The organism is Streptomyces sp. AA4 (genome assembly GCF_000158875.1).
Taxonomy (GTDB): Bacteria; Actinomycetota; Actinomycetes; order Mycobacteriales; family Pseudonocardiaceae; genus Amycolatopsis.
On record NZ_GG657746.1, the window covers coordinates 5,945,544 to 5,972,051 of the forward strand.

Here is a 26,508-nt window from a genome sequence, read left to right on the forward strand (position 1 = left end):
AAGCACCCCCGAACCGCAGGGCGGCTTTGTATCGGGGTTGGGGGAGGGGTGGGTGCCCCCGGGGTTTGGGTGCACTGGCGGCGGTTTTTTCGCGGCTTGGGTGCGTGGTTGCTTTGAGTGGGGCGGCGTCCGGGTCGCGGGGAGCGCCCCAATGTGGCATTGGGTGCATGCGACGCACCCAATGTGGCGTTCGGTGCATCTGACGCACCCAATGCCACATTGGGGGATCCCGGCGGGGTCGGCGCGGAGCGGTCCGTGAAGGGCTCCTTGAGGGAATCTAATTCCCTCAAGGAGCCCTTCACGTCCGGCGGGAGGGTCGTGAGGGGAACCCTCAGGGACTCTGAGTCCGTGAAGGTGGCCCTCACGGAAAGTCTGGGCGGAAAGTAGAAAGAGCCGGTACGCGTAAAGGCGTACCGGCTCTTGAAGTGTGCGGGGAGTCAGTGCTTGGGAGCGGGGCCCGCTTGGTCGCTCAGCATGCGCAGGGCGTTGACCAGGCCGCCGGTCAGGTCGCCTTCCTTGAAGGAGGCCACCATGCTCGCGACGGCCAGGTTCGCGCCGCGGTCGGGGAGGCGCGAGTGGGCGCGTTCGCCGGTGACGATTTCGATCGCGCGCTGGGCCGGCGAGACGCCGAGCAGCACCGCGTTCGACGGGTCGTCTGTGGTGGCGTGCAGTTTTTCCGCGCCGGCTCGGGTGTCTTCGCCCAGGTCGCCGAGGTAGATGCTGAAGTCGAGGCCGGTCTCGCGCGTGGCGAAGGTCAGGGCCTCGTCCAGGCGGGCCAACTGCTGCACCGTGAACGGGCTCGTCGGCGCGGCGGGCTCGTACATTTTCGCCGCCGACAGCCTGCCGCTGTTGGTGATGACCTCGCCGAACGCCAGGTCCTTTTCCGCGACCGCGGTCCGGGTCACTTCACCACTTGCCACGAGCGCCTCCTGCGGCCGTCGAAGCGCCCGCGGGCGCCGCATTCACGTCAACCGCCGGTGCGTGGCCGGCTCCTACGCCGTCCGGGTTGGCGGTCCACCACATCGCGGGGTACTCCCACGGCTGCCCCGGCCGGTACCGCGGCGTCCCCGAGAACTTCTTCCGCAAGGTCGCGGCGCCGACCACGAAGTAAATGGCCCCGGGGATGACCGCGTAGACCAGGATCGTCTCGACAACGTTCACGCCGGTGAGCGTATCGGATGCCTCCGGCAGCCACCGCGCGACACCGGCGACCGGGGGCGACCGTTCGTCGCCGGTGAGCCGCCGTCCGCCGCTTGGCCCGCGCCCGCTGGAACGTTGGGGCGAAGGGCTGCGGGCCGAAAGGTGGCAACTCGCCGTACAGGCGGCCGTACCGGGCGATAGCGGCTTGTCCGAACCCTGAAATCCTCGTAGCTTTTTCACCTGTACGGGCCTTGCGCCCGCCTCCCCAGCTTCAGCCCGTCACGCACCGGTCCCAGGAGGACACCTCATGCAGAGCGTCCAGCCCCCCGCTCAGGCGATCACCGAGACCATTTCGTCACCCAGCGAGACCGGATTCGTGCCCGGAACGCGCGTCACGTCCGGCACCAGGGTTACGCGCGGCACTCGGGTCACCCGCGGCACCCGGGTCACCGCGGGCACTCGCGTGACAATGGGTACCCGGGTCACCATGGGAACTCGAGTCACCAGGGGTACCCGCGTCACCCGCGGGACCCGCGTCACCCGCGGGACCCGCGTCACGGCCGGAACCCGCGTCACGATGGGCACCCGCGTCACGCGCGGCACCCGGGTCACCCGCGGCACTCGCGTCACCTGCGGCACGCGCGTCACGATGGGCACGCGCGTCACCCGCGGCACCCGGGTCACCGCCGGAACCCGCGTCACCATGGGCACCCGGGTCACCCGGGGAACCCGCGTCACGCGCGGCACCCGGGTCACGATGGGCACCCGCGTCACCTGCCAGGCGGATTACAGCCTCGCCGCCTGAGCAGCGCAGCACCGGACCGAGAGACGTCGAGCACGCTCCATCGGCTCGCCCCGGCCGCCGCATTGGCAGCCGGGGCGCCGACGTGTCCGGGACCGGAAGGCTAGGCCGCCGACCCGAGGTACGGCCGCCACAGCGGATCGGCCTCTTTGGAATGCGCCAGCAGCCGCCAGTGCGGGCCGTGCGGGGCGCGCGGCACCACGCGCAGCCGCCAGCCGATCTCCGACAGGAGCCGGTCGGCCTTGCGGTGGTTGCACTTCGCGCAGCAGGCGACGCAGTTGGTCCAGCTGTGCGGACCCCCCTTGCTGCGCGGGACGACGTGGTCGATAGTCTCCGCGCGCCCGCCGCAGTAGGCGCAGCGGTGCCGGTCCCGGTGCATCAGCCCGGCCCGCGTGAGCGGCACCTGCGCCCGGTAGGGCACCCGCACGTACGTGCTGAGCCGGATCACCGACGGGACGGGCAGCGACACCGTCGCGGCGTGCAGTTCGACGCCGCCCGGATCGCCGTGGACGACCTCCGCCTTGCCGCACATGACGAGCACCACCGCGCGTCGCATGGGCACCGCGGTGAGCGGTTCGAAAGTGGCGTTGAGCAGGAGGACCCGGCGCCGCCCCCACGCCGGGGCGACCGGATCGCGGGCTCTACGCTGTCCGGGCGGACGGGAAGCTCCCCCTGGACGGGTCCCCGGCCCGGACGGGACGGAGCCGCCGGATGCGGACCCTCCCGGGCAGGCACGCAGGATCGCCTCCGGCGGCAGCTCGGCCATGGCTTGGCCGGCTCCGCCGAGGGGGACGGGTTGTCGGTCTGGCACTCGACCACCTCCACCGGTGCAGGCATAGTCGACCACACATCAGGGCCCCGGCGCACGCGTGTTCTGTGACGTGTCACATACCCGCGACCCGTCGGCCACCCGCCGGCCGCCTGCGCGCTGCCGGGAACAAGCGACGAGAAGGGACTTCCTCCCCCAGTGAATGCCGTGCTCAGCGCTCCGCCCAGCTGCATCTCCGAGACCGGGTCGTGGTGCGCCCAGGTCTATTCGGTCACGCACAACGAGTGGCTCGCCGCGTCGGCGGGCTGGCTCGTCACGAAGCCGCTGAAGATCATCATGATCCTGGTCATCGCCTTCGTGGTGCGATATCTCACGAAGCGGCTGATCGACCGGGTCACCACGCTCCCGTCCTCGGGCGGCAACGGCAAGATCCCGTCGCTGTTGAGACCGCTCCGCGAACGCGCGCCGGAGATGCTCGGCACCGCCGTGGTGGAACGCCGCAGGCAGCGCGCCAAGACGATCGGCTCGGTGCTGAAGTCGATGGCCACGTTCCTGATCTACGGCCTCGCGTTCATCCTCGTGCTGGGCGAACTGGGCATCGACCTGGCCCCGATCATCGCGTCGGCCGGGATCGTCGGCGTCGCGCTCGGGTTCGGCGCGCAGAACCTGGTCAAGGACTTCCTGTCCGGGATGTTCATGATGATCGAGGACCAGTACGGCGTCGGCGACGTCGTGGACATCGGCGAGGCGACCGGCACCGTCGAGGCGGTCGGCCTGCGCATCACCACGCTGCGCGACCTGAAGGGCACCGTCTGGTACGTCCGCAACGGCGAGGTGCTGCGCGTCGGCAACTCCAGCCAGGGCTTCGCCTACGCCGTGGTGGACGTCCCGCTCAGCTACTCCGCGGACGTCGACAAGGCCACCGAGGTGCTCAGCGGCGCGGCCACGAAGGCGGTCGAAACGGACGCGCTCTCGGCGAACGTGCTGGAGCCGCCGGAGATGCTCGGCGTCGAACAGGTCACACCGGAGGGAATCGTGTTGCGCCTGACGGTCAAGGTGCGACCGGGCAAGCAGTGGGCGGTGCAGCGGAAGCTGCGCGGGCAGCTGCTCGGCGCGCTCGAGGAGGCCGGTTTCGAGCCGCCGCTCGGCCGGCTGCTGTCGTCCATGCAGGACAAGCAGTCGGGCGCGGCGCGCAGCTGAAGCAGGGCAAGATGGAGGTGTGTCGACTGTGAGCGAGCCGGAACCGGCGAACCTGTACGAGGCGGTGGGCGGCGAACCGACCTTCCGCCGGATCATCAAGCGGTTCTACGAGGAAGTGGCCCGCGACGAGGTCCTGCGCCCGCTCTACCCGGAGGAGGACCTCGGCCCGGCGGAGGAACGGTTCCGGCTGTTCCTCATCCAGTACTGGGGCGGTCCGCACACCTACTCCGACCAGCGCGGCCACCCCCGGCTGCGGATGCGGCACGCGCCGTTCAAGATCGGCCCGGTCGAACGCGACGCGTGGCTGCGCTGCATCCGGATCGCGATCGACGAGGAGAACCTGCCCGAGCCGTACCTCGGCCAGCTGTGGGCGTACCTGGAAATGGCCGCGCACAGCATGATGAACAGTTTCGTCTGATGAGACGCCAGGTCGCGGGACGGCGGCCGGACCGCCCGTCGCGGCCGTCCTGGTGGTCGGACGCGGTGTTCTACGAGATCTACGTGCGGTCGTTCGCCGATTCGGGCGAGGACGGCATCGGCGATCTCGAGGGCATCCGCAGCAAGCTCGGCTACCTGGAGCTGCTGGGCGTCGACGCGCTGTGGCTGACGCCGTTCTACCCGTCGCCGATGGCCGACCACGGCTACGACGTCGCGGACCCGCGCGGCGTCGACCCGATGTTCGGCACCCTCGGCGACTTCGACGTGCTGCTCACCGAGGCGCACCGGCGCGGCATCCGGGTCACCGTGGACGTCGTGCCGAACCACACGAGCAACCAGCACGCGTGGTTCAAGTCCGCGCTGGCCGCCGGGCCGGGCAGCCCGGAGCGGGAGCGCTACCACTTCCGCGACGGCCGCGGCCCCGGCGGGGCGGAGCCGCCCAACAACTGGGTCAGCGTGTTCGGCGGCCCGGCGTGGACGCGGGTGCCGGACGGGCAGTGGTACCTGCACCTGTTCGCGCCCCAGCAGCCCGACCTGAACTGGGCCAATCCGGACGTCCGCGCCGATCTGGAGCGCACCCTGCGGTTCTGGCTCGACCGGGGCGTGGACGGGTTCCGGATCGACGTCGCGCACGGGATGGCCAAGCCCGCCGGACTGCCCGACATGGACCCGGACACGCCCTCGCACGGCGGCGGCGCGCCCGGCGACCCGCGTTTCGACGACGACGGCGTGCACGAGGTGCACCAGCTGATCCGCAAGGTGCTCGACGAGTACCCGGACGCGATGGCCGTCGGCGAGATCTGGGTGCAGGACGAACAGCGCCTGGCCCGTTACCTGCGGCCGGACGAGCTGCACCTGGCGTTCAACTTCCGCCTGGTACTCACCCATTTCGACGCGGACGCGATGCGCACGTCGATCGAGCGCTCGCTGGCGGTGCCGCGTGCGGCGGGAGCACCGGCGACCTGGACGCTGTCCAACCACGACGTCTGGCGCGCCGCGAGCCGCTACGGCGGCGGCGCGACCGGGCTCCGCCGGGCCCGCGCGATGGCGCTGGTGGAACTGGCGCTGCCCGGCGCGGTCTACCTGTACCAGGGCGAAGAGCTGGGCCTGCCGAACGCCGACCTGCCGCTGGAGTCGATGACCGACCCGCGCGCCCGCTCGCAAGGCCCGGAGTTCAGCCGCGACGGCGAGCGCGTGCCGCTGCCGTGGGAGGGCACGCTCCCGCCGTACGGGTTCTCGCGCACCGCGCAGACGTGGCTGCCGATGCCCGCGGACTGGGCTCCGCTCACCGTGGAACGGCAGCTCGAGGACCCGGACTCGACCCTGTCGCTGTACCGGCGCGCGGTGGAGCTGCGGAAACACCACCCCGCGTTCCGGGACGGCGACGAACTGCAGTGGTTCGGCGCGCCCGCCGGCTGCTTCGCGTTCCGCCGCGGCCGGGGCGGGCTGATCTGCGCGCTGAACACGTCGGCCAGCTCGATCGTGCTGCCGCCGGGAGAGGTGCTGCTCACCAGCAGCCCGCTGGTGGACGGAAGGCTCGCTCCGGATTCGGCGGCTTGGCTGGGGTAGCTCAGGCCTGTCGGCCGCCCGCTTGACCCGCCCGCCGTCACAGCCTCAGCGGACCCCCGGACGCGGGACAACACAGGTCGGTCCGCGGCTGAAAGCAGCCGCTCGCGGACGGGAGACTCGCTCCGGATTCGGCGACTGGCTCGGGCAGCTCAGGCCTCAAAACCCGCCTGACCCGCTCGGCCATGGCGACCGCCAAGCCGAGCATCGTGACCAATCCCGGCAGGTCACCGGCGTCGCACTCCTGCTCGGCGGCAGTCCGGCAGCGGACGTTTCGGGCACCCGGGCACGGCGGAGCCCGGCGGAAATCCGTCCGCCGGTCGATAAAAGCTCACTGCGAACTCGACCACCCGGCTCGGGCAGCTCAGGCCGCACAAAGCCGCCTGACCTGCCCGGCCATGGCCAGCACCGGCCCGGCCGCCCCTCGGCGGCCGGACCCGGCCAGGGTCAGACGCGAGCACCCGCCTCCAAGCCGAGCATCGCGAGCAATCCCCGCAGGTCGTCGACATCGTGCGCGTGTCCCGCGACCGTGCGGGCAGCGTGCTCCTGCTGCACCCGCAGGTCCTGTTCGGCGGACACCCGGGCACGGGCGAATTCACTGGTTTCGGCGGACAGCGGACGTCGTTCCGAGCGCATGTCGCTCCTCGTCGAGGTGGAAGGGGCCACCGGCGGCACGCGGGAAGCGGGCTCGCCGGGGACGACGCCGGCTCGATCGCCGGCGCACGATGGGACTTCTCGACACCGTTGACGCTACTCCCCGCCCCCAACCTGCCCGCGAGCCGTCCCCGCCGCGCGCGTCGCGGCGTCCACAGTGGACCGTTCGGGCGGCGGCCCTGGTGGGACCGGCGCGGGCGTGCTTTACTGAACGCGGTCGTGTTTTGTGTTCGTGCGGTGGGTACGTCCCGCAGCCCGCTCGCAAGATGTAGCGGGCGTGGTGTTTCTCTTTCGGAAGGCACACCGTCGGTTGCCAGACCCGGATGCCGAGGTGGCATCTGTTGTGAGTCCGATGGAGATCGTTTTTATGACGCAAGGCACCGTGAAGTGGTTCAACGCCGAAAAGGGCTTCGGGTTCATCAGCCCGGACGACGGCAGCGCCGACGTGTTCGTGCACTACTCGGAGATCCAGGGCAACGGTTTCCGCAGCCTGGACGAGAACGCGCGCGTCGAGTTCGAGGTGGGCCAGGGCCAGAAGGGCCCGCAGGCCACCGGCGTTCGCGCCATCTGAGTTTCCCCGGTGTTTCCCCTGGTGCGGAAGGCTTTCCGCACCAGGGGACCCGCGCCGAAGCGGACTTTTCCGCCGACGGCAGCCGAAATCGCTCGGCACCCCGGTGCGTCCCGGTGAATTTCCCCGGTCGCACAAGGTCTTCCGCGTTCCGGGAACCCGGACGCGAGATCCTCCGTTGACCAGGACAGGTCGCGACTGGCCTTCACGGCCCTCCCCTGCCCGGTCAGTTCGCAACGCACGGCGCATCCCCGAGGCGGCTCCCCTCCGCCGCGGCGCGCGCCGCGGCATCGGCCTCGGCCCCGCAGAGCGCGGCGGCCGGACCAGCTCGAGTAGGAGCGTTTACCCATCGACACCCAGAGCACTGTCCAGCGTCCCCCGAAAACGCCGCAGCCCATGCTCGCCGGCCGCAAGTCCGGCACCGAGGCCTTCCTGGTGAAGCTCTTCGCCGTCGTCCCCCTCCTCGCGGTCGCCGTCGCGGTGCCGCTGGCCTGGGGCTGGGGCCTCAGCTGGCTGGACATCGGCCTCGCCGCCGCGTTCTACTGCGTCAGCGGCCTCGGCATCACCGTCGGCTTCCACCGGTACTTCACCCACGGCTCGTTCCGCGCCCGCCGCGGCCTGCGGATCGCGCTCGCCGTCGCGGGCAGCATGGCCATGCAGGGGCCGGTGATCGACTGGGTCGCCGACCACCGCCGCCACCACGCGTACTCCGACCGCGACGGCGACCCGCATTCGCCGTGGCGCTTCGGCACGACGCCCGCCGCGCTCGCCAAGGGCTTCTGGCACGCGCACATGGGCTGGCTGTTCGGCCGCGACCGGACCAACCCGCGCCGGTTCGCCCCGGACCTGCTCGACGATCCCGACCTGCAGCGGATCGACCGGCTCTTCCCGGTGCTGACCGTCGCGACGCTGCTCGGCCCCGCGCTGCTCGGCGGGCTGATCACGATGACCTGGTGGGGCGCGCTGACCGCGTTCTTCTGGGCCGGGCTGGTCCGGGTCGCCGCGCTGCACCACGTGACGTGGTCGGTCAACTCGCTGTGCCACCTGATCGGCGAGCGCCCGTTCGAGGCGCGCGACCGCTCGGCGAACTTCTGGCCGCTGGCGATCGCGTCGTTCGGCGAGTCCTGGCACAACTCGCACCACGCCGACCCGACCGGGGCCCGGCACGGCGTCGGCCGCGGTCAGCTCGACATCTCCGCGCGGCTGATCTGGATGTTCGAGAAGTTCCGCTGGGCCTCGCACGTGCGCTGGCCCCGGCCGGAACGCCTCGCCCGCAAGCTCAAGGCCGCCTGAGCGGCTTCAGGACCTGCGGACCCGCTCCTCGAGCCGGGTCCGCAGGTCGCCGCGGCTCGACACCGCGAGCACCGGCCCCGGGTTCCCGGTCGTCCCGGACGGGCTCAGCACGTCCGCGACGAACCGCCGCACCCGTTCCGGCGCGGGCGTCACGTCGCCGCCCAGCTGGGCCACCGGCTGCGGGGCTTCGGACGGCGTGGTCTCCACCGCGACCGACCAGCCGGCCCGCATGGTCCACAACAGCATCAGATCCCGGCCGGGAAACCGCGGGGACCGTCCGTTCAGCGCGACATACGCGGTGATCGTGTCGGTGACCTCGCACGACGAGCACTCCGCCGACACCCCGACCGCGGCGGCGACCTCGCGCACATACGCGGCCAGCGCCTGCCGCAGCACCTGCGGATCGTCGGCGGTGGGCAGGGACATCGGGCGTTCCGGACCGGACAGGAGCATGGGTCTCCTCTTCCGCCGCCGTGTCCGCCTCGCGCGGAAACCGGGGTCGTCGAATCGCGCGAGGGCCGGCGGTCGCGATGATCGGGGTCGCACCGGATCGGGCATCCGGCAGCTGGACCGGACTCCGACTCTACCCGCTGGGACAACCCCTCGGCCCGGATCGACCCGTCCGGCGGCAGCCGAAATCGCCCGGCACGCCGCCTTCGCCCGCGGAATCGGCGGCCGACGTGGCGATCCGCGCGGCGAAAAGTCCAGTGTGGACAGACGACGCGACCTCACCCGGGCTGTCCGCCGCCAAGATCTCCCGCCGAGCCGCCGTCAGCCGCCTCCGCGATCGACGTCGCCGCCCACGCGGCGAACAACCCCGCCTGCACGTACGGCGCGGCCTCGCCTACCGCGCGCACCACCGACCGGGCGCGTCCTGGCTCAGATCCGGTTTCCGGCGCGGGCTCGGCGGCCGCGGGCCGGTCGGTGCGCCACGGCGGCTCCTCGGCCCGGACCTCGGCGAGGAAGTCCGCGGTCGGGTCGCCGTCCGGTTCGGTCATCCGTTCACGATGGCCCTCCCCGACGGCTCCCGCCAGCAGAATCGCCTCAGAACAGCAGCGGCAGCAGCGCCTGGCGCCGCTTGAGCACCGCGCCGTAGCGGGCGTCGAGGCGCAGCCACGAATCGGTGGCGGTCACCCGGACCACGTCGCCGTCGATCGACGAATCGAACAGCCCCATCCCGGACAGCGCGAACAGGCATCGCATCTGGACCTTGACCTCGAGGTCTCCCCCGGTGACGGTCAGCACCGCCTGGTCCATCAGCGAGGCGGGCGGCGTGCCGTGCGGCCCGGCGTTGTCGCGGGCGAGCGCGACGCCGCGATCGGCCAGCTCCGAGATCACGCCGACCGGCAGTTCGTCGACCTTCTGCCAGCGGTCGGAGACCGGCAGCTCGGCGTGCCACAGCAGGTCGCGCGCCGGACCCGGGTCCATCACCTCGCCGCCCGCGACGGCGAGCGCCGCGAGCAGTTCGTTGCCGGACACCGTGACGTCCGCCGGGGTCACCGTCCCGGCGACCGCGCGGGTCGCGAGGACCTCGAACGGCGTGGCCGTCCACGCCTCGACCACGTCGTCGCCCCGGCGGCGCAGCCGGACGGCGGTCGTGCCGTCCAGCCGCACCGCGCGGGCCACGAACGCGCTGAGCGTCTCCCGGTCGTCCGGATCGGGAATCCGCAGCTCAGGCATCGGCCAGCACCCGCTTGAGGAATTCGGATTCCTCGTCGCTGAGCCGGCGCGGCCGGAGTTTGACCGTGTCGTACGGGGCCAGCACGGTCTCGGCGGTGACCGCGACCGGATCGGTCGCGTCCGGACCGGTCCGCACGACGTACCCGAGCGTCACCGTCGAAGCCCGCAGCTCGGTGAGCGTGATCTCCACGCGCACCGAACGGCCGGGCACCGCGACGATCGGCGCGCGGTAGTGCACCGCGAGCTTCACGACCACGACGCCCTTCGGCAGCTCGGTGAGCCCCGCGCGCTCGGCTTCGCCGAACAGCACGGGCACCCGGGCCTCTTCGAGCAGCGTCACCACGTTGGCGTGGTTGACGTGCCCGTACACGTCCATGTCCGACCATCGCGGCTGGACGTGGGAAACGAATGTCACCGCACCGTGCTCCGGATCTGGCGCGCGGCCACGGACAGCGTCGCGAGGTCGAGCCGCCCGGAACGGGTGATCTCGTCCAGCGCCACGCGCGCCCGCGAAAGCCGCGACGCGTTGGCTTTCTCCCATTGCTCGATCTGCTCGTCGACGGACAGGTCCTGGTCGCTGTGCCGCAGTGCGTCGAGCGCGATCGCGCGCAGGGAACCGTACACGTCGTCGCGCAGCGAGAGCCGGGCGAGGGCGTGCCAGCGGTTGCCGCGTTCCAGCGCGCTGATCTCGGTGAGCATCTTGTCGATGTCCAGGTGGTCCGACAGCGCGTAGTACAGCTCGGCGGTGTCGGCCGGGGTGTGCGTCGCGTCGAGCCCGACCTGCTGTTCGGCCAGCTCCGCCACCTCGACCACGTCGAGCAGGCCGTAGCTGTGCAGCAGCAGCGCGACGCGGCGGGCGAGATCGGCGGGCACGCCTTCCTCGGCCAGCGCGGCGGCGTCCTGCTCCACCGACTCCAGTTCGCGCCCGCGCAGCAGCTCGCCCAGCTTCGGGCCCAGTTCCGCGACCACCGGGCCGAACCGGTTGATCTCGGCCAGCGGCGCGAGCGGCTGCGGGCGGTTGGTGAGGAACCAGCGCGCGGCCCGGTCGAGCAGCCGCCGCGTCTCCAGCACCATCCGGTCCGCGACCGCGGTCGGCACCACGTTGTCCAGCGCGTCGATCTCCGCCCACAGCTTCGGCAGGTCGTAGACGTGCGTGACCACCGCGTACGCGCGCACCGCGTCGGTGGCGGTCGCGTTCATCTCCTCCATCAGGCGGTAGACGAACGAGATGCCGCCGCCGTCGACCAGCTCGTTGGTGATCAGCGTGGTGATGATCTGCCGGCGCAGCGGGTGCTGCGCGATCGCCGAGGCGAAGCGCTCCCGCAGCGGGGCCGGGAAGTACTCCGGCAGCCGGCGGGTGAACACCTCGGATTCGGGCAGGTCGGAGGCGAGCAGCTCGTCCTTGAGGTCGAGCTTCACGTGCGCGAGCAGCGTCGCCAGCTCCGGCGAGGTCAGGCCCTCGCCCGCCTTCTCCAGCGCGCGGAACTGCGACGGGGTCGGCAGCGCCTCCAGCTTGCGGTCGAACGCGCCCTTCGCGACCAGCGCGGACACCTGGCGCGCGTGCACCGACACCATCGGCCCGGCGTGCGCCCGGCTGACGCCGAGCACGGCGTTCTGCCGGTAGTTGTCCGCGAGCACGAGCGCGCCGACCTCGTCGGTCATCTCGCCGAGCAGCTCGTTCCGCCGCGCGTGCTCCAGTTCGCCGCCGGCCACCAGGTGGTCGAGCAGGATCTTGATGTTGACCTCGTGGTCGGAGCAGTCGACGCCGGCCGAGTTGTCGAGCGCGTCGGTGTTGATCTTGCCGCCGTTCCGGGCGAATTCGATCCGGCCGAGCTGGGTCAGGCCCAGGTTGCCGCCCTCGCCGACGACCTGCACGCGCAGCTGGTTGCCGTTGACGCGGATCGCGTCGTTGGCCTTGTCGCCCGCCGCGGCCTGGCTTTCGCTCTCGGCCTTGACGTAGGTGCCGATGCCGCCGTTCCACAGCAGTTCGACCGGGGCCAGCAGGATCGCCTGGATCAGGTCCATCGGCGCGAGCTTCGTGACGCCCTCGTCGAGGCCGAGCGCCTCGCGGACCTGCGGGGTGATCGGGATGGTCTTGGCCGAACGCGGGTAGATCCCGCCGCCCTCGCTGATCAGCGAACGGTCGTAGTCGTCCCACGAGCTGCGCGGCAGGTCGAACAGCCGCTTGCGCTCCTCGTAGGACGACGCGGCGTCCGGGTTCGGGTCGAGGAAGACGTGCATGTGGTTGAACGCCGCGACCAGCCGGATGTGCTGGGACAGCAGCATCCCGTTGCCGAAGACGTCGCCCATCATGTCGCCGATGCCGACGACGGTGAAGTCTTCGGTCTGGGTGTCCTTGCCCAGCTCGCGGAAGTGCCGCTTCACGCTCTCCCACGCACCCTTGGCGGTGATGCCCATGGCCTTGTGGTCGTAGCCGACCGAACCGCCGGAGGCGAACGCGTCGCCGAGCCAGAAGCCGTACTGCGCCGAGACCTCGTTGGCGATGTCGGAGAACTTCGCGGTGCCCTTGTCCGCCGCGACGACCAGGTAGCTGTCGTCGGCGTCGTGGCGCACCACGTTCGGCGCGGGCACGGTTTCGCCCTCGACGCGGTTGTCGGTGAGGTCCAGCAGGCCGGAGATGAACATCCGGTAGCAGGCGATGCCCTCGGCGAGCTGCGCGTCGCGGTCGACCCCGGCGTCGCCGGTCGGGACCGGCGGGCGCTTCACCACGAAGCCGCCCTTCGCGCCGACCGGCACGATCACCGCGTTCTTCACCGCCTGCGCCTTGACCAGGCCCAGGATCTCGGTGCGGAAGTCCTCCTGCCGGTCCGACCAGCGCAGGCCGCCGCGGGCGACCTCGCCGAACCGCAGGTGCACGCCCTCGACGCGCGGCGAGTACACGAAGATCTCGTACTTCGGGTGCGGTTCGGGCAGCTCCGGCACGCCGCTCGGGTCGAGCTTGAGCGCCAGGTACGGCCGCGGGTTCCCGTCGGCGTCGCGCACGTGGTAGTTCGTGCGCAGCGTCGCGTTGACGACCGCGAGCAGCCTGCGCAGGATCCGGTCCTCGTCGAGGCTCGTGACCTCGTCGATCATCGCGGAGATCTCGGCGGTCAGCGATTCCTCGTGCGTTTTCCGGTCCACATCGGACAGTTGCGGATCGCAGCGGGTTTCGAAGAGCCGCAGCAGTTTCGTCGCGACCTCGGTGTGCTTGACGACCGTGTTCTGGATGTAGGCCTGGGAAAACGGGCTGCGCGCCTGCTGCAGGTACCGCGAGTACGCCCGCAGCACCGCGGCCTGGCGCCAGGTGAGCCCGGCGCGAAGGACGAGACCGTTGAGGCCGTCGACCTCGGCGTCGCCGCGCCACGCGGCGTGGAACGCGTCCTGGAACCGCTCGCGCACCTCGACCGCCGCGGCTTCGTCGGCTTCTTCGAGGCCCTTCTTGTCGACGCGCAGGCCGAAGTCGTAGATCCAGCTGGCCCCGCCGTCCTCGCGGAACAGCTCGTACGGCCGCTCGTCCACCACCTCGACGCCCATCGCCTGCAGCACCGGCAGCACCTTGGACAGGGTGACGCCCTCGCCGCGCAGGTAGAGCTTGAACCGCCGCTCGCCGGGTTCGGCGTCGGAGGGCAGGTAGAACGACAGCGCGAGGTCGCCCTCGTCGGCGAGGGTGTCGAGCTTGGCCAGGTCGGCCAGCGCGTCCTCGGCGGTGAAATCTTCCTTGTACGCCTCGGGGAACACCGCGCCGAAGCGCTGGCCCCGGTCGACCGCGGACTCCTCGCCCATCATCCCGATCGGGCCGCCGTCGCCGACGCGCTCGCGGCGTTCGGCGATGATGGCCTCGACCAGCCGGTCGTCCCAGCTGCGCACGACGGTGTTCAGGCGCTCCTGGATCCGCAGCGTGTCCGGCTCGAGCACGTTCGACGGGTCGGTGTGCACCATGAAGTGCACCTGCGCCAGCAGCGTCTCGCCGACGCGCGCGCTGTACTCCAGCTGCGTACCCTCGAGTTCTTCCAGCAGCACTTCCTGCATCGCCAGCCGCGAGCGCGTGGTGTAGCGGTCGCGCGGCAGGTAGACCAGGCAGGAGTAGAAGCGGCCGTACGGGTCGCGGCGCAGGAACAGCCGCAGCCGGCGGCGGTCGGACAGCGTGATCGCGCCGGTGGTCGTGTAGAAGAGCGAATCGGCGTCCGCGGAGAACAGGTCCGCGCGCGGCCAGTTCTGCAGTACCTCCAGCATCCGCTGGCCGGAGAACGACTCCATCGGGAACCCGGCGCGGTGGATCACCTCGCGCACGCGCCGGCCCACCACCGGGATGTCGAGCACGTTCTCGTGCAGCGCGGTGGTGGTGAACATGCCGAGGAACCGGTGCTCGCCGGTGACCTTGCCGTGCTCGTCGAACGTCTTCACGCCGACGTAATACGGATAAACCGGACGGTGCACCGTGCTCGGCGCGCTGGCCTGGGTGAGCACGAGCAGCGACGGCGCGAGCGCGTCGACCGAGCTGTCCGGCCCCGCGGTGAGGCTGCGCGCGGCGAGGCTGTCCTGGCGCAGCACGCCGAGCCCGGACGCGAGGACCGCGCGCAGGGCGGGCTCGTCGCTGTCCGGCTGCGCGCCGTCGACCAGTTCGTACTTGCGGTAGCCGAGGAAGGTGAAGTGGCCGTCGGCGAGCCAGCGCAGCAGGCGCGCGCCCTCGGTGACCTCGTCGGTGTCCAGCTTCGGCGGGTGCTGCTCCAGCGTTTCCGCGAGCGAGCAGGCCGTCTGCGCCATCTTCTCGGCGTCCTCGACGACCTCGCGCACGTCGCCCAGCACGGACGTCAGCCGGTTGTCCAGCTCGCGCGCCCGCTGCGGGTCGGTGACGAGGTCGATCTCCACCAGCATCCACGATTCCGCGGACGCGCCGGCGGGCGGTTCGGCCGGGTCGGCGTCGAGGTGCAGGCCCTCCAGCTCGCCGGTCAGGCCGCGGCTCACCACCACGATCGGGTGCACGATGCGCTGCACCTGCACGCCGTCGCGGGCGAACTCCGCGGTGACGCTGTCCACGAGGTAGGGCATGTCGTCGGTGACCACCTGCACGACGGTCGCGTCGCGCGTCCAGCCGTCCTCGGCGGTCGTCGGGTTCAGCAGGCGGACCGCCGGGCGTCCGGGCATGCGCTTCTTCGCCAGCTGCAGGTGCGAACGCACCGCGCCGACGAGCGCCGCCGGATCGTCGCCGACGATCTCGTCGGCCGGGATGTGCCGGTAGTACAAGCGGATCAGGTCCGCGATCTCCGGTGCCTGCGCCGCGGCGGTGTCGATCAGCTCGTCCCGGATCTGCTCCGGGCTGGCCGTCGTGCGGCGGGCGGCGCCGGCTTCGGTGCCGACATCGGGCGGGGACGAGACTCCCGTCGAGCTCATTGAGCAACTCTCCAGTGTGCGAGACCGAGATGCGTCCGTCACCACAACGTGCCGGACATCCCTCACCCTAATCCGCCCTGAGACGCCCCCGTGCGCGGCGGGGAAAGACTTAAGGTTCGTTTCCGGGGTCCCCGGCGACGGGCTCGCGCGGGATCGGTTCAGCTACCGGCGGGTTCGATCCGGGCGGTTTTCGGCAAAAGGCTTGGCACGAGGCCGGAGCGCGGGTTTTCCCGGCGCGGCGGCCGCTTCGGGATCGGTTCAGTGGCCGTATCGCCCGCGGCGAGAACCGAAAAGGTTGCGTCCCTCTCCTGCGAGAATTCCCACCCGTACGGGCTAATTCTTCCGTTGCTGAGCGAGCCGAGGTTCCAGGATGGGGCACTCGCCGAGTGCTCGCAGATCGGCGGGCCTCGGCGGCTTGTGCCGCATAATCCCGGGCCGCGTCCGCCCAGTGAGCGGGAAATCGCTTGGCGCAACGCGGAAAACGCGGCGAGCTACCGAAGCGTCTTCGCTCGCGCAGAGGTCCGTGAGGGGAACCCTGAGGGACTCTGATTCCCGGAGGGTTCCCCTCACGGACCTCTCCGGAGCCGCGGGCTGCTCCGCACCGGGGCGCAATTCCCTGTCCCGCCGCGGAATCCGCCCGGGCGGGCCAGCGTTTCCCCTGCGGCGCAAGAAATTCCGGCGCGCGTCAGTCGCCGTTGTTGCGGTGCCGGTCCGCGGTCGCGCGGCCGTTGATCGGCTTCGGTTCGTCGTTCGGGCCGAGGCGTTTCACCAGCGCGGCCGCGCTCGCGGTGCCCGCCTGGTGTTCGGCGAGGGCGCGGGCGAGCAGTTCCGCGAGACCGGCGTCCGGCGGCGGCTCGTCCTCCGCGATGGCGCGCGCGTAGCCCTCCGGGAACGGCTGCTCCGACGGCGTCCACGCGTCGATGTCCGACAGCGGGTCCAGCGCGGGCGGCATCCGCAAGAGCGGCAGCCAGGGCTCCTCGACCGGTTCCGGCTCCTCCGGACGCGGCGCGGGGGCCAGCTCCGGTTCGTCCTTCGCCTCGGCTTCCGGTTCCGCGGCGGACTCGGGACGTCCGGGCTCGTCGGCCCGGCGCCGTCCGCCGCCCCCGCCGGTCGCGGTGATGCCCAGCCGGTCGAGCACGGACTTCGCGGCGACCGATCCGTGTTCGGCGTCGTGCCGGGTCTTGCGTCCGCGCGTGTCGCGGCGGGCCGCTTCCTCCTGCGCCCATTCCGCGCTTTCCCACAGCGGCGCGGCGGGCTCGTCCGCGGGAGCCGGGGCGAGCGGCAGCTCCGGCAGGATGTCCGACAGATCCGGCATCCGCAGCGAGAACCGCGGCGCCTCCTCGGCCGGGGCCTCTTCCGCGTTGCGACGAGGAGTCTCGGTCCGCGATTCGTCAGCCGCCCGCAGCGGGCGGACCGGCGTCTCCTCGGCCTGCGGCTTCTCCTCCCGTCGAGGAGCGTCCTCCGCCGACCGACGCGCGGCCGGCGGCTTCTCCGGCCAGCGCGACGTCTCCGCGGCGGTCGTCTCCGCCCGGCGACGCCCCGGCGCGACCTCCGCCGTGCTCTTCGCTTCCTGAGAGTCAGACCGGCGAACCGCCGCGTCCTCCGCGGTCTTGGCCGCTCGCGTCCCAGCCGCACTCTCGGCGACCTGCACCGACGCAGCCTCCGCCCGGCCGACCGGCTCCGCGGGAGCCTGTTTCCGCGGTGCGGGCGCTTCAGCGCTCTTCCGCCCGAACGGCCGCGCCCACCCCGGCAGCACCGGTGCTTTGCGATCCTCGGCCCGCCGCCGTCCGCCGGTCCGTGGAGCCTCCTCGGCCGTCTCCCGGATCGCCGGGAGCACCGAGGTCTGCTCGACCTCCGCCTCGGCCGCGGCCCGCCGGAACGACCACGCGGGCTTCTTCTCCGCCGCCTCGACCCAGCCCGAGGCCGAAACCGGCTCCACCGGCACCTCGACCTGCGCCGGGACAACGGGCAGCGGTGCCGCGACCGGGTCCGGCCGTTCGGCGGGGACGTCCCGGATCGCCGGCATCACCGAGGTCTCCTCGGCCGCGACCCGCGGCTCGACCTCCATCGACACCGGGCGTCCGTCGCGCGGGGCGGAAGCGGCGAGGACGTCGTCGAGGTCCATCGACGCGACCGCGTCCCCGCCCAGCTCGCCCGCGATCAGCCCGCACGCCTGGCGCCGGGCCCGCGCGTGCACGTGTTCCGCGGCCCGCGCGCGGTGCAGGCAGCCGATGGCCTCTTCCGCGCTGCCGAACCGTTCCTCGATCTGCGCCAGCTCCAGCCACAGCCGCGCGGTGACCGCGGCGAGACCGTGCCGGTCGGTGGCCGCGACGGCCTCCCTCACCAGCTCGGCGGCCGCGTCGCCGGCACCGGCGGGCAGGTGGATGCGCGTCGCCACCGCCAGCCGCAGCCACGCCGCGGGCGCGACCCCGGCGGCGCGCACCGGTTCCCGCAGCACGGGTTCGGCGATGTCGTAAGCCATGTCCGCGTCGCCGCGGTCGAGCAGCGTGCTGACCAGCTGCAGCACGAGCCGGATCCGGACGAGGCCGCCGTCGTCGCCGGGGCGGTCCATCTTCTCCAGGAACCCGAGCCCGGTCCGCGCGGCGTCCGCGGCCGCGGTGAGGTCGCCGTTCCGGCGGCGGTGGGCCGCGGTTCCGTTGCGCAGCAACGCCCGCATCAGCAGCCGGTCGTCGGCGTCGAGCGAATCGTCGGCCACCAGCAGCCGGTCCGCCTCGACGAGCACCCGGTCCAGCTCCGCCTTGCGGCCGAACTGGGCGAGGCACCCGACGAGATGGCACAGCGCCTCCGCGCGCAGCGACGGCGGCACGTCCTCGGACAGCACCGGCCGCAGCGCGGCCAGCCCCATCAGCGGAACGCCGAGGCTGCGCGCGCAGATCGCGAGGTCGACGCGCAGCCGCGCCGCCGTCGTGGCGTATCCGGCGTGTTCGGCCGCGCGCAAAGCCGCGACCGCGCGACCGACTGTGGATGTCCGCGCCCCGGTGCGCACGCGAGCGGACACCACGAGCGCTTCCGCCCGGATCCAGTGCCCGTCCGCGCCCGCCGCCTCCGCGAGCGCGGCCGAGCGTTCGCCGAGCACCAGCGACAGCTCGGGTGCCCGGAAGCGCAGCGATTCCGCCCGGTCGATGAGCCGGCCGAGGTCGGAGAGGGTCCCGCCACTGGCAACGGCGGGCCGCCCGTCCGCGGTCGCGGACGGGCTGGGCCGGTTGTGCCTGCTGGTTTCCACTCGGGACCCCCCGCGCCGGTCAGTCGCGCTTCAGCTTGCGGTGGGTGACCCGGTGCGGACGAGCCGCTTCGGCGCCGAGGCGCTCGACCTTGTTCTTCTCGTAGCCCTCGAAGTTGCCCTCGAACCAGAACCACTTCGCCGGGTCCTCGTCGGTGCCTTCCCAGGCGAGGATGTGCGTCGCGACCCGGTCGAGGAACCACCGGTCGTGGGAGATCACGACGGCGCAGCCGGGGAACTGCTCGAGCGCGTTCTCGAGCGAGCCCAGCGTTTCGACGTCCAGGTCGTTCGTCGGCTCGTCCAGCAGGATCAGGTTCCCGCCCTCTTTGAGCGTCAGCGCGAGGTTGAGCCGGTTGCGCTCGCCGCCGGACAGCACGCCGGCCGGCTTCTGCTGGTCCGGGCCCTTGAAGCCGAACGCGCTCACGTAAGCGCGCGAGGGCATTTCGGTCTGCCCGACGTGGATGTAGTCGAGCTTGTCGGACACGACCTCCCACACGGTCTTCTTCGGGTCGATCCCGCCGCGGGTCTGGTCCACATAGGACAGTTTGACCGTCTCGCCGATCTTGACCGAGCCGCCGTCCGGCTCCTCGAGCCCGACGATGGTCTTGAACAGCGTGGTCTTGCCGACGCCGTTCGGGCCGATCACGCCGACGATGCCGTTGCGCGGCAGGTTGAACGAGAGCCCGTCGATCAGCACGCGGTCGTCGAAGCCCTTGCGCAGCTTCTCGACCTCGACCACGACGCTGCCCAGGCGCGGGCCCGGCGGGATCTGGATCTCCTCGAAGTCGAGCTTGCGGTGCTTGTCCGCCTCCGCGGCCATCTCCTCGTAGCGGTCGAGCCGCGAACGGGACTTGGTCTGGCGCGCCTTGGCGTTGGACCGCACCCATTCCAGCTCGCTCTTGAGCCGCTTGGCCAGCTTGGCGTCCTTCTTGCCCTGGACCTCGAGCCGCTCGCGCTTCTTCTCCAGGTAGGTGGAGTAGTTGCCCTCGTAGCCGACGACGCGGCCGCGGTCGAGCTCCATGATCCACTCGGCGACGTTGTCCAGGAAGTACCGGTCGTGGGTCACGGCCAGGACGGCGCCCTTGTAGTTGGAGAGGAACTGCTCCAGCCACAGCACGCTTTCGGCGTCGAGGTGGTTAGTAGGTTCGTCGAGCAGCAGCAGGTCGGGCGCGGACAGCAGCAGCTTGCACAGCGCGACGCGGCGGCGCTCGCCGCCCGAGAGGTGGGTGACCGGCTCGTCCGGCGGCGGGCAGCGCAGCGCGTCCATGGCCTGCTCGACGGTCGAGTCGAGCTCCCAGGCGTCGGCGTGGTCCAGCTCCTCCTGGAGCTGGCCCATCTCCTCCATCAGCTCGTCGCTGTAGTCGGTCGCCATCTGCTCGGCGATCTCGTTGTAGCGGTCGAGCTTCTTCTTGGTGTCGCCGAGCCCCTCCTCGACGTTCTGCCGGACCGTCTTGGTCTCGTCCAGCTCCGGCTCCTGCATGAGGATGCCGACGGTCGCGCCCGGCTGCAGGAAAGCCTCGCCGTTGCTGGCCTGCTCGATCCCCGCCATGATCTTGAGAACGGTCGACTTGCCGGCGCCGTTCGGGCCCACGACGCCGATCTTGGCTCCGGGGTAGAACGCGGTGCTCACGTCGTCGAGGATGACCTTGTCCCCGACGGTCTTGCGCACCTTCTTCATGGTGTAGATGAACTCGGCCATGCCGTCGATCGTAGAGTGGCTCCTCCGGCGGCCTGACGGCGGTCACCACCGCGCTACCGAGGGTCAGGTCGAGATCACGCGGACGACATTATTTCCGCGGGCTCATTCCGCCCGCTTGCCCTCGGCGAGGTTCTTCAGCATCGCGTTGTAGGCGGCCAGTTCCTCGCCGCCGGTGGTCTCCTCGCGCCGGTCGCGCCGCTTCGCCTCGCGCTCGTCCTGGCGCGCCCACTGCACCAGCAGCGCGATCAGCACGAGCAGCACCGGCACCTCGCCCGAGGCCCACGCGATGCCGCCGCCGAGCCGCTGGTCGGTCAGCAGGTCGCCGACCCACGGCAGCTTCAGCGACGTGTAGAACTCGCGGCCGATGACGGTCTGCATGTTCATCAGGATCACGCCGAAGAACGCGTGGAACGGCATGGCCCCGAACATCATCCCGAGCTTGCCGACCGGCGGCAGCCGCCGCGGCGCGGGGTCGACGCCGATCACCGGCCAGTAGAAGACGTAGCCGACGAGCAGGAAGTGCGCGTTCATCGCCAGGTGCGCCCAGTGGTAGTTGAGCGCGTTGTCGAAGAGGCCGGAGAAGTACAGCGCGTAGAAGGAACCGACGAACAGCAGCAGCGCGACGATCGGGTTGGTCAGGAACCGCGACACCGGCGAGTGCACGGCTGCCAGCAGCCATTCGCGCGGTCCGGGAGGGGCTTCGCGGCCGGCCGGCGGCAGCGCGCGCAGGGCGAGCGTGACCGGGCCGCCGAGCACCAGCAGGACGGGCGCGACCATCGACAGGAGCATGTGGTTGCCCATGTGCACGCTGAACATCGCGGGCGCGTACCGGCCGATGCCCGACGACGTGGCCAGCAGGATCACCAGGCAGCCGGCGAGCCACGCCACGGTCCGGCCGACCGGCCAGGAGTCACCGCGTTTGCGCAGCCGCCGCACCCCGGCCAGGTAGAGCCCGGCGAGAACGAGCGCGAGGGTGCCGTAGATCAGGTCGAACCGCCAGTCGGTGAGCAGCCGCCAGAACGTCGGCGGACCCTGGAGTTCGTAGCCGATGAGCAGTTCGACGGTGCCCGGCTGGGTGACCGCGTCCGGTGGCGGAGGCGTGCGGGCGAGGCCGGACGCGATGCCGATGGTGACGAACATGATCAGCACTTCGACGGCGGCGAGCCGCAGCAGCTGGCTGCCGCCCAGCTCGCCGACGAGGTTCGCGACGCCGCGGCTGCGCTGCTGCTGGCCGAAGACGCCGAGCAGCAGCAGCGCGATGATCTTGGCGACGACGAGCAGGCCGTAGTCGGTGGTGAACAGGTCGCCGAGGTTGATCCGGACGAGCGCGTTGACGATGCCGGACACCGCCATCACGACCCAGCAGACCAGGGCGAGCTTGGAGAACCGCTGCGCGGCGAGGCTGAGGTTCTTGCCGCGCCGCCAGCCGAGCGCGAGCACGGCGAGCAGCCCGCCGACCCACAGCGCGGCCGCGACGAGGTGGAACAGCAGGCTGTTGGTGGCCAGGTCGTGCGAGCCGCCGCTGGCCGAGTGCCCGGTGACCGCGACCGGGACGAGCCCGGCGACGGACAGGAAGAACAGCACCGCCGTCCAGCCCCAGCTGAGCACCAGGCGGCAGCCGAGGGCGAGCAGGAGCGCGATCAGCGCCGTCCACAGCCACGCCTTGGGCTGTTCGATCGCGCCGACGAGGCTCAGCAAGGTGTCCGGGGAAAGGACGTCGCCGAACGGCTTGCCCGCGCTGTCCGCGGCGGTGAAGGCGACGGACAGGATCGAGGCGGCGAACCACGCCCACGCGGCGATTCCCGCGGTGCGGACCGCGGCGTACCCCTCGGGCGCGAGCGTGCCGGATTTCTGTGGCGGCACGAGGAAAGCGGCCAGCAGCAACGCGCCGACGCACACGACCGACGCGGCCTCGGCCAGCACGCGGACCACCGTGACGCCGTACCGCGTGACGAGCCCGGGGTCCGGCAGCCCGGCGATGACGTAGCCCGCGCCGCCGGTGAGCGCGACGAGCCCGACCGCGACGACCGCGGCGAGCACCACGCCGACCGAAAGCAGCGGGAGCACACTCGTCTTGCGTCCGCGGTTCGGTTTCGTCACAGGTTCCGAGGTCACAGTACGAGACTAGGCCGGTCGCGCGCGCGGCGGCACAGGGGGCGGGCTGGCCGCCGGTTCGCTCGCTCGCGGTGTTTGCGCTGGTCGAGCCGGGTTTACGGGCGGAATCCGGTGCGGGGCAAGGCTTTCCTCTATGCTCCGCCGATGACCAGCAGCCGTCGCCGCCGCCCGACGCTGGACGACGTCGCGGAGGCGGTCGGGGTGTCGCGCGCCACTGTGTCGAACGCCTACAACCGGCCTGACCAGCTGTCGGCGCGGTTGCGGGAGCAGATCCTGCGCGTCGCGGGTGAACTCGGTTACCCCGGCCCGAACCCGACCGCCCGCAGCCTCGCCACGAGCCGCACCGGCGCGATCGCTTTCCTGCTGGATTCGTCGCTGTCGGCGGCCTTCTCCGACCCCGCGCTGTCGATCACCCTGGACGCGCTCGCGAAAACCGTGGAACCGACGGGGAACGCGCTGTTGCTGCTGCCCGGCCGCGAAGCCGAGGAAGGCCCGCCCGCGTCGCGAGTCCTGGCCGCGCAAGCGGATATCGCTGTGGCGTACTCCCTCGCCGACGGCACTCCCGCGCTGGAAGCCGTGCGGGCACGGGGTTTGCCGCTGGTCGTCATCGACCAGCCCCCTCTCCCGGACACGGCCCGAGTCGGCTGCGACGACCGCGGCGGCGCCTCCTTGGCCGCCCGCCATTTAGTGGAGCTGGGCCATCGCCGCGTCGGAATCCTGGCCGCCCCACGCCATTCCGGCGTTGTTTCCAGCTTCCACGGCACCCGCGAACGCCTGGCCGGATACCTCGACACCCTGGCCGCCGCCGGGATCAGCGACATCACCATCACCGAAGCCCCCTGGCTCTCGGCCTCAACTGCCCGCGCCGCCGCAACTGACCTGCTCACCGCCTCAGTGCGTCCGACGGCCCTGTTGTGCATGTCCGACCAACTGGCCTTCGCCGCGATCGCCGCCGCCCACCGGCTGGGCCTGCGCGTGCCCGCCGACGTCTCGATCGTGGGTTTCGACGACACCCCGCAGGCTGCGTGGTCTGAACCACCCCTCACGACCGTCCGCCAGGACCTGGCCGGCAAGGGTCGCGTCGCCGGAGAGCTGGTGATGGACCTGCTGGCCGGGGAGCCGGCCCCGCCCCCGGTCGAACTGCCGGTGTCGCTGGCCGTCCGGGAGAGCACCGCGGCGATTTAGCAAGACCGTTCGGCGATCTGTGGACAACTAGGTCTCTTCCGGGTGAAGGGAAACTACTTGTCCACAGACGTAAGAATGCGGGCAGACAAATCGCACGGAACCCGCCAAGGTTGAAGACACACCCGGTTTCCCCGGGATACCCGCCGGCCGCTTCGCCCGGCACCGCTTCGATTGAGGGGGAGTTCCCACATGTTCCGCCGCCTGCTGCCGTCCCTGCCCTTTCCCGGCCGCCGCACCCGGCCCGCCGCCTCCGCGTCCCGTCTGCCCGCGGTATTGCTGCTGGTCACCGCGGGCCTCCTGACCAGTTCCGGCCTGGCTGAAGCCGCGCCTCCTTCGCCGTCTTGCGGTGCGGGCGAGTTCTGCCTCTGGGACACGGAAACCTATTCCGGCACAGTCCAGAGTTATGACCTGCGCACGGCGAATCCGGGTGATTGCATTCCCCTGCCCGAGGGATTCCAAGGCCATTCCTTCGTCAACCGGATGACCCGCGACGTCACCATCTACCAAGGAGCAGACTGCTCCACGGAAGGCGATTTCATCACCTATCCGGGCGGTGGCACGTACGTCCCGCAGTCCCCGTTCGCGGTGCGTGCCCTGAAAGTGTGGGAATAGCCCCTCCCACCCCCGAGCCGGGCCAGGCGAACGAGGCCGCTCCAGGCCGAGTCGACTCGCAGCCCCAGTTCGCCGGCCCGGGGGCCGCACCCCCGAGCGGCCCCAGGCCCGTGGGCGCGCAGCCCGGAACCACCGCGCCCACGGGCCCCAGACCCCTCGCCTCCCGCTCCCCGGCCCCCGACCTGGGAGCGGGGGCGAGGCCCAGGCCCCTGCCGTGTCGGGAGGCGAGGCCCGGGCTCCTGCGGCGTCGGGAGGCGCGCTCCTGGCGTCTGTTCCGGTCTCGGGCCTCCGATCCCTGCCGCCTCGCCTTCGCCACCTCGCCTTCGCCACCTCGCCGCTTGTCCAGGCCACCCGGCACCGCCGACCAGGTGCCCGGTGTTTCGGGCTTGCCCAGACCCACACCGCCGATCCACTGCCACGACCCCTCCGACTCGCCTAAACCACACCGTTTGGCATCACCGACCCGGCACCCCGCCGCTCGCCAGACCACACCGCCCGACACCGCCGACCGACTGCCCCGCCCCCTCCGGCTCGCCCAGACCACACCGCTTGGCATCACCGACCCGGCACCCCGCCACTCGCCAGACCACACCGTTCAACGTCGGCGCCCCACTGCCCCGTCACCTCGGACTCGCCCAAACCACACCGCTTGGCGTCACCGACCCGGCACCGCAGCCACTCCCAGACCGCACCTCCCGGCACTGCCAACCACGAGCCCAGACCCACGCCACCCCGCACCGCCGACCCGGCAACCGGCGCACGACATCCCACGGTCTGGCCGCAACCGCCGAACCGCCCAATCGTCCTGCGCCAGGTCCGCCGTCCTACATCACAAGATCGCCACATTCTGCCCAGCCGCGAAGCCTCCGAACCCCGTCCCGCCCGCCGCCCCGCCAGGAGATCCAGGTGCTCAAGCTGCACAAACCGCCGTCCGCTCACCACACCGCACCCCTCCCCCGCGCACTGCGTACCGGAACCGTCGCGCGCTGTGGCATTCCTCCCCCGAAGCCCCGCAAATCCGACGAACGGAAGCTGAAACGATTCGACGGTGTCGAACGATCGAGAGATTGGCGATGACTAAGCTGCCCATGCTGGAGGTCAGCAGCTGTCAGCCACCCGGGCCCTCGTAGCTCAGCTGGATAGAGCAAGAGCCTTCTAATCTCTAGGTCGCAGGTTCGAGTCCTGCCGGGGGCACAAACGGCCTGGTCAGGGAATCCCTGACCAGGCCCGGCCGAGGGCCGGGAACCAGGCGGCGCACCAACGGCGCACACGACGCGGCCATAGCCGTGCGCATCCGGCTATCCCTCCCCCGCAAGGGCCAGCCGCGACGACACTTCCACCCGCTCGAGCGGTCCCGCCACCCGCCATCACGACGCCTCAACCAGCCCGAAACGCATTCGTGATCTTGCCCTAAGCCAGCTCACCCACCCCAGGAACCCCGCCATGCCCGACCACCCCCACCCCAACCGACTCACCCGAAACGGAACCGCCCGAGCCCTCTTCGAGGAAGCCCGCCGCGCCGGACTCGTCCAACGACACCTCCGCAAACTCCACCACCTCGCCCGCCACCCACACCCACCGACAGCGAACACACCGCGACCAACCACGAACCTGCCCACCGCAGAGCAACCAGCCCAGCCGACCAAAGCCCCTCGACCACCCGGACAACTCACCCTCGGCATCGACGTCGCCCGGAGGCCCGCAACGCCGCCGCGCCGACCGTCCACAAAGGCCACCGCATCGGACGAAGCCGCCTAGCCGCCAACCACATTGGCCCTCGCGCTCCGACGACAAGAGCCGGCGCGTCAAGGACGATCCAGCGATCACGTCGGAGCAGCGCGCAGAAACCCAATCGCGGCCTATCCGCGAATATCCTGACGCCGACCGCGCCAGGACACGATTATCCCGGAATATCGGCCGAGATCGCACCCTCAAGCAAATCAACCGGCGAATTACACCCTAAACAGCCGATAGCGATCCAATCCGTCCGACACCGAAGCCAAGAACACCGAGACAGACCGAAAAGCCGCAAGATCACAGCGTCGATGTGCTCCCTCGCACCGAACATCCGCCGCTGCCGCACTGACGCTGTGCCCGGACGCAGCCAACGCCCGGGCACAGCAGGCCAGCGTCAATGCGCCGCTTTGACGAGCCT

The 26,508-nt window shown here is 71.3% G+C and carries 21 protein-coding genes and 1 tRNA gene; 9 read left to right on the plus strand and 13 right to left on the minus strand.

Features of this window, described 5'->3' with window-relative positions; translation table 11 throughout:
• Nucleotides 1-437: 437 nt before the first annotated feature.
• The 3 genes from SSMG_RS27230 to SSMG_RS46400 form a co-directional block, all read right to left on the minus strand.
• Nucleotides 438-920, minus strand: a complete 483-nt coding sequence (locus SSMG_RS27230) for a DUF5130 family protein (RefSeq protein WP_009081291.1) — start codon at nucleotides 918-920, stop codon at nucleotides 438-440.
• Nucleotides 907-1,161 (minus strand): hypothetical protein, encoded by a 255-nt coding sequence (locus tag SSMG_RS27235; protein ID WP_037715018.1) that lies wholly within the window; start codon nucleotides 1,159-1,161, stop codon nucleotides 907-909. The genes SSMG_RS27230 and SSMG_RS27235 overlap by 14 nt, the downstream gene beginning before the upstream one ends.
• Nucleotides 1,162-1,470: 309 nt before the next feature.
• Nucleotides 1,471-1,626, minus strand: coding sequence for a hypothetical protein (locus tag SSMG_RS46400; RefSeq protein WP_199785999.1), 156 nt, complete (start codon nucleotides 1,624-1,626; stop codon nucleotides 1,471-1,473).
• A gap of 1 nt (nucleotide 1,627) precedes the next feature.
• Between SSMG_RS46400 and SSMG_RS46405 the strand changes: the two genes are divergently transcribed.
• A complete protein-coding gene (locus SSMG_RS46405; RefSeq protein ID WP_199786000.1) occupies nucleotides 1,628-1,945 on the plus strand; it encodes a hypothetical protein in 318 nt (105 codons plus the stop codon).
• 100 nt (nucleotides 1,946-2,045) lie between these two features.
• Here the strand turns inward: SSMG_RS46405 and SSMG_RS27245 are convergent, their stop codons facing one another.
• Nucleotides 2,046-2,498 (minus strand): HNH endonuclease, encoded by a 453-nt coding sequence (locus SSMG_RS27245; RefSeq protein WP_050788293.1) that lies wholly within the window; start codon nucleotides 2,496-2,498, stop codon nucleotides 2,046-2,048.
• A gap of 420 nt (nucleotides 2,499-2,918) precedes the next feature.
• Between SSMG_RS27245 and SSMG_RS27250 the strand changes: the two genes are divergently transcribed.
• Genes SSMG_RS27250 through SSMG_RS27260 form a run of 3 tightly spaced genes read left to right on the plus strand, consistent with a single transcriptional unit; the run spans nucleotide 2,919 to nucleotide 5,918 of the window.
• Nucleotides 2,919-3,911: a mechanosensitive ion channel family protein gene (locus tag SSMG_RS27250; RefSeq protein ID WP_286156979.1), complete on the plus strand. Its 993-nt coding sequence runs from the start codon at nucleotides 2,919-2,921 to the stop codon at nucleotides 3,909-3,911.
• Between the two features lie 28 nt (nucleotides 3,912-3,939).
• Complete coding sequence (locus SSMG_RS27255) at nucleotides 3,940-4,329, plus strand: globin (protein ID WP_199786001.1); 390 nt, start codon at nucleotides 3,940-3,942, stop codon at nucleotides 4,327-4,329.
• Nucleotides 4,329-5,918 (plus strand): glycoside hydrolase family 13 protein, encoded by a 1,590-nt coding sequence (locus tag SSMG_RS27260; protein WP_050788295.1) that lies wholly within the window; start codon nucleotides 4,329-4,331, stop codon nucleotides 5,916-5,918. The genes SSMG_RS27255 and SSMG_RS27260 overlap by 1 nt, the downstream gene beginning before the upstream one ends.
• 444 nt (nucleotides 5,919-6,362) lie before the next feature.
• Here the strand turns inward: SSMG_RS27260 and SSMG_RS27265 are convergent, their stop codons facing one another.
• Nucleotides 6,363-6,551, minus strand: a complete 189-nt coding sequence (locus tag SSMG_RS27265) for a hypothetical protein (RefSeq protein ID WP_009081303.1) — start codon at nucleotides 6,549-6,551, stop codon at nucleotides 6,363-6,365.
• 385 nt (nucleotides 6,552-6,936) lie between these two features.
• On the opposite strand from SSMG_RS27265, the gene SSMG_RS27270 reads away from it, so the two are divergent.
• Both SSMG_RS27270 and SSMG_RS27275 read left to right on the plus strand, forming a co-directional pair.
• Nucleotides 6,937-7,140 (plus strand): cold-shock protein, encoded by a 204-nt coding sequence (locus SSMG_RS27270; protein WP_009081304.1) that lies wholly within the window; start codon nucleotides 6,937-6,939, stop codon nucleotides 7,138-7,140.
• Nucleotides 7,141-7,533: 393 nt separating this feature from the next.
• Complete coding sequence (locus SSMG_RS27275) at nucleotides 7,534-8,430, plus strand: fatty acid desaturase (RefSeq protein WP_009081305.1); 897 nt, start codon at nucleotides 7,534-7,536, stop codon at nucleotides 8,428-8,430.
• Between the two features lie 6 nt (nucleotides 8,431-8,436).
• On the opposite strand, the gene SSMG_RS27280 is transcribed toward SSMG_RS27275, so the two are convergent.
• From SSMG_RS27280 to SSMG_RS27315, 8 genes are all read right to left on the minus strand, one after another.
• On the minus strand, nucleotides 8,437-8,883 hold the full coding sequence (locus SSMG_RS27280; protein WP_050788296.1) for a DUF6292 family protein: 447 nt from the start codon (nucleotides 8,881-8,883) through the stop codon (nucleotides 8,437-8,439).
• A gap of 275 nt (nucleotides 8,884-9,158) precedes the next feature.
• Nucleotides 9,159-9,428 (minus strand): hypothetical protein, encoded by a 270-nt coding sequence (locus SSMG_RS27285; protein WP_009081308.1) that lies wholly within the window; start codon nucleotides 9,426-9,428, stop codon nucleotides 9,159-9,161.
• Nucleotides 9,429-9,474: 46 nt separating this feature from the next.
• Nucleotides 9,475-10,110, minus strand: coding sequence for a hypothetical protein (locus SSMG_RS27290; RefSeq protein WP_009081309.1), 636 nt, complete (start codon nucleotides 10,108-10,110; stop codon nucleotides 9,475-9,477).
• Nucleotides 10,103-10,525, minus strand: a complete 423-nt coding sequence (locus SSMG_RS27295) for a thioesterase family protein (protein ID WP_009081311.1) — start codon at nucleotides 10,523-10,525, stop codon at nucleotides 10,103-10,105. The genes SSMG_RS27290 and SSMG_RS27295 overlap by 8 nt, the downstream gene beginning before the upstream one ends.
• On the minus strand, nucleotides 10,522-15,501 hold the full coding sequence (locus SSMG_RS27300; protein WP_009081313.1) for an NAD-glutamate dehydrogenase: 4,980 nt from the start codon (nucleotides 15,499-15,501) through the stop codon (nucleotides 10,522-10,524). The genes SSMG_RS27295 and SSMG_RS27300 overlap by 4 nt, the downstream gene beginning before the upstream one ends.
• Before the next feature lie 685 nt (nucleotides 15,502-16,186).
• Entirely contained in the window at nucleotides 16,187-18,745 is a 2,559-nt protein-coding gene (locus tag SSMG_RS27305) for a hypothetical protein (protein ID WP_009081315.1), read from the minus strand.
• 19 nt (nucleotides 18,746-18,764) lie between these two features.
• A complete protein-coding gene (ettA, locus tag SSMG_RS27310) occupies nucleotides 18,765-20,441 on the minus strand; it encodes an energy-dependent translational throttle protein EttA (protein WP_009081316.1) in 1,677 nt (558 codons plus the stop codon).
• Between the two features lie 102 nt (nucleotides 20,442-20,543).
• Nucleotides 20,544-22,556 carry a cytochrome c oxidase assembly protein gene (locus tag SSMG_RS27315; RefSeq protein WP_009081318.1) on the minus strand — a complete coding sequence of 671 codons (2,013 nt, stop codon included), beginning with the start codon at nucleotides 22,554-22,556 and terminating at the stop codon, nucleotides 20,544-20,546.
• 144 nt (nucleotides 22,557-22,700) lie between these two features.
• Here SSMG_RS27315 and SSMG_RS27320 point away from each other — a divergent pair, with 144 nt between their 5' ends.
• The 3 genes from SSMG_RS27320 to SSMG_RS27330 all read left to right on the plus strand — a co-directional run bounded on the left by SSMG_RS27320 (nucleotide 22,701) and on the right by SSMG_RS27330 (nucleotide 25,547).
• Nucleotides 22,701-23,741, plus strand: coding sequence for a LacI family DNA-binding transcriptional regulator (locus SSMG_RS27320; RefSeq protein WP_009081320.1), 1,041 nt, complete (start codon nucleotides 22,701-22,703; stop codon nucleotides 23,739-23,741).
• Nucleotides 23,742-23,930: 189 nt separating this feature from the next.
• A complete protein-coding gene (locus tag SSMG_RS27325) occupies nucleotides 23,931-24,353 on the plus strand; it encodes a peptidase inhibitor family I36 protein (protein WP_078560910.1) in 423 nt (140 codons plus the stop codon).
• A 1,120-nt stretch (nucleotides 24,354-25,473) separates the two neighbouring features.
• Nucleotides 25,474-25,547 (plus strand) — tRNA-Arg (locus SSMG_RS27330).
• Nucleotides 25,548-26,508: the final 961 nt, after the last annotated feature.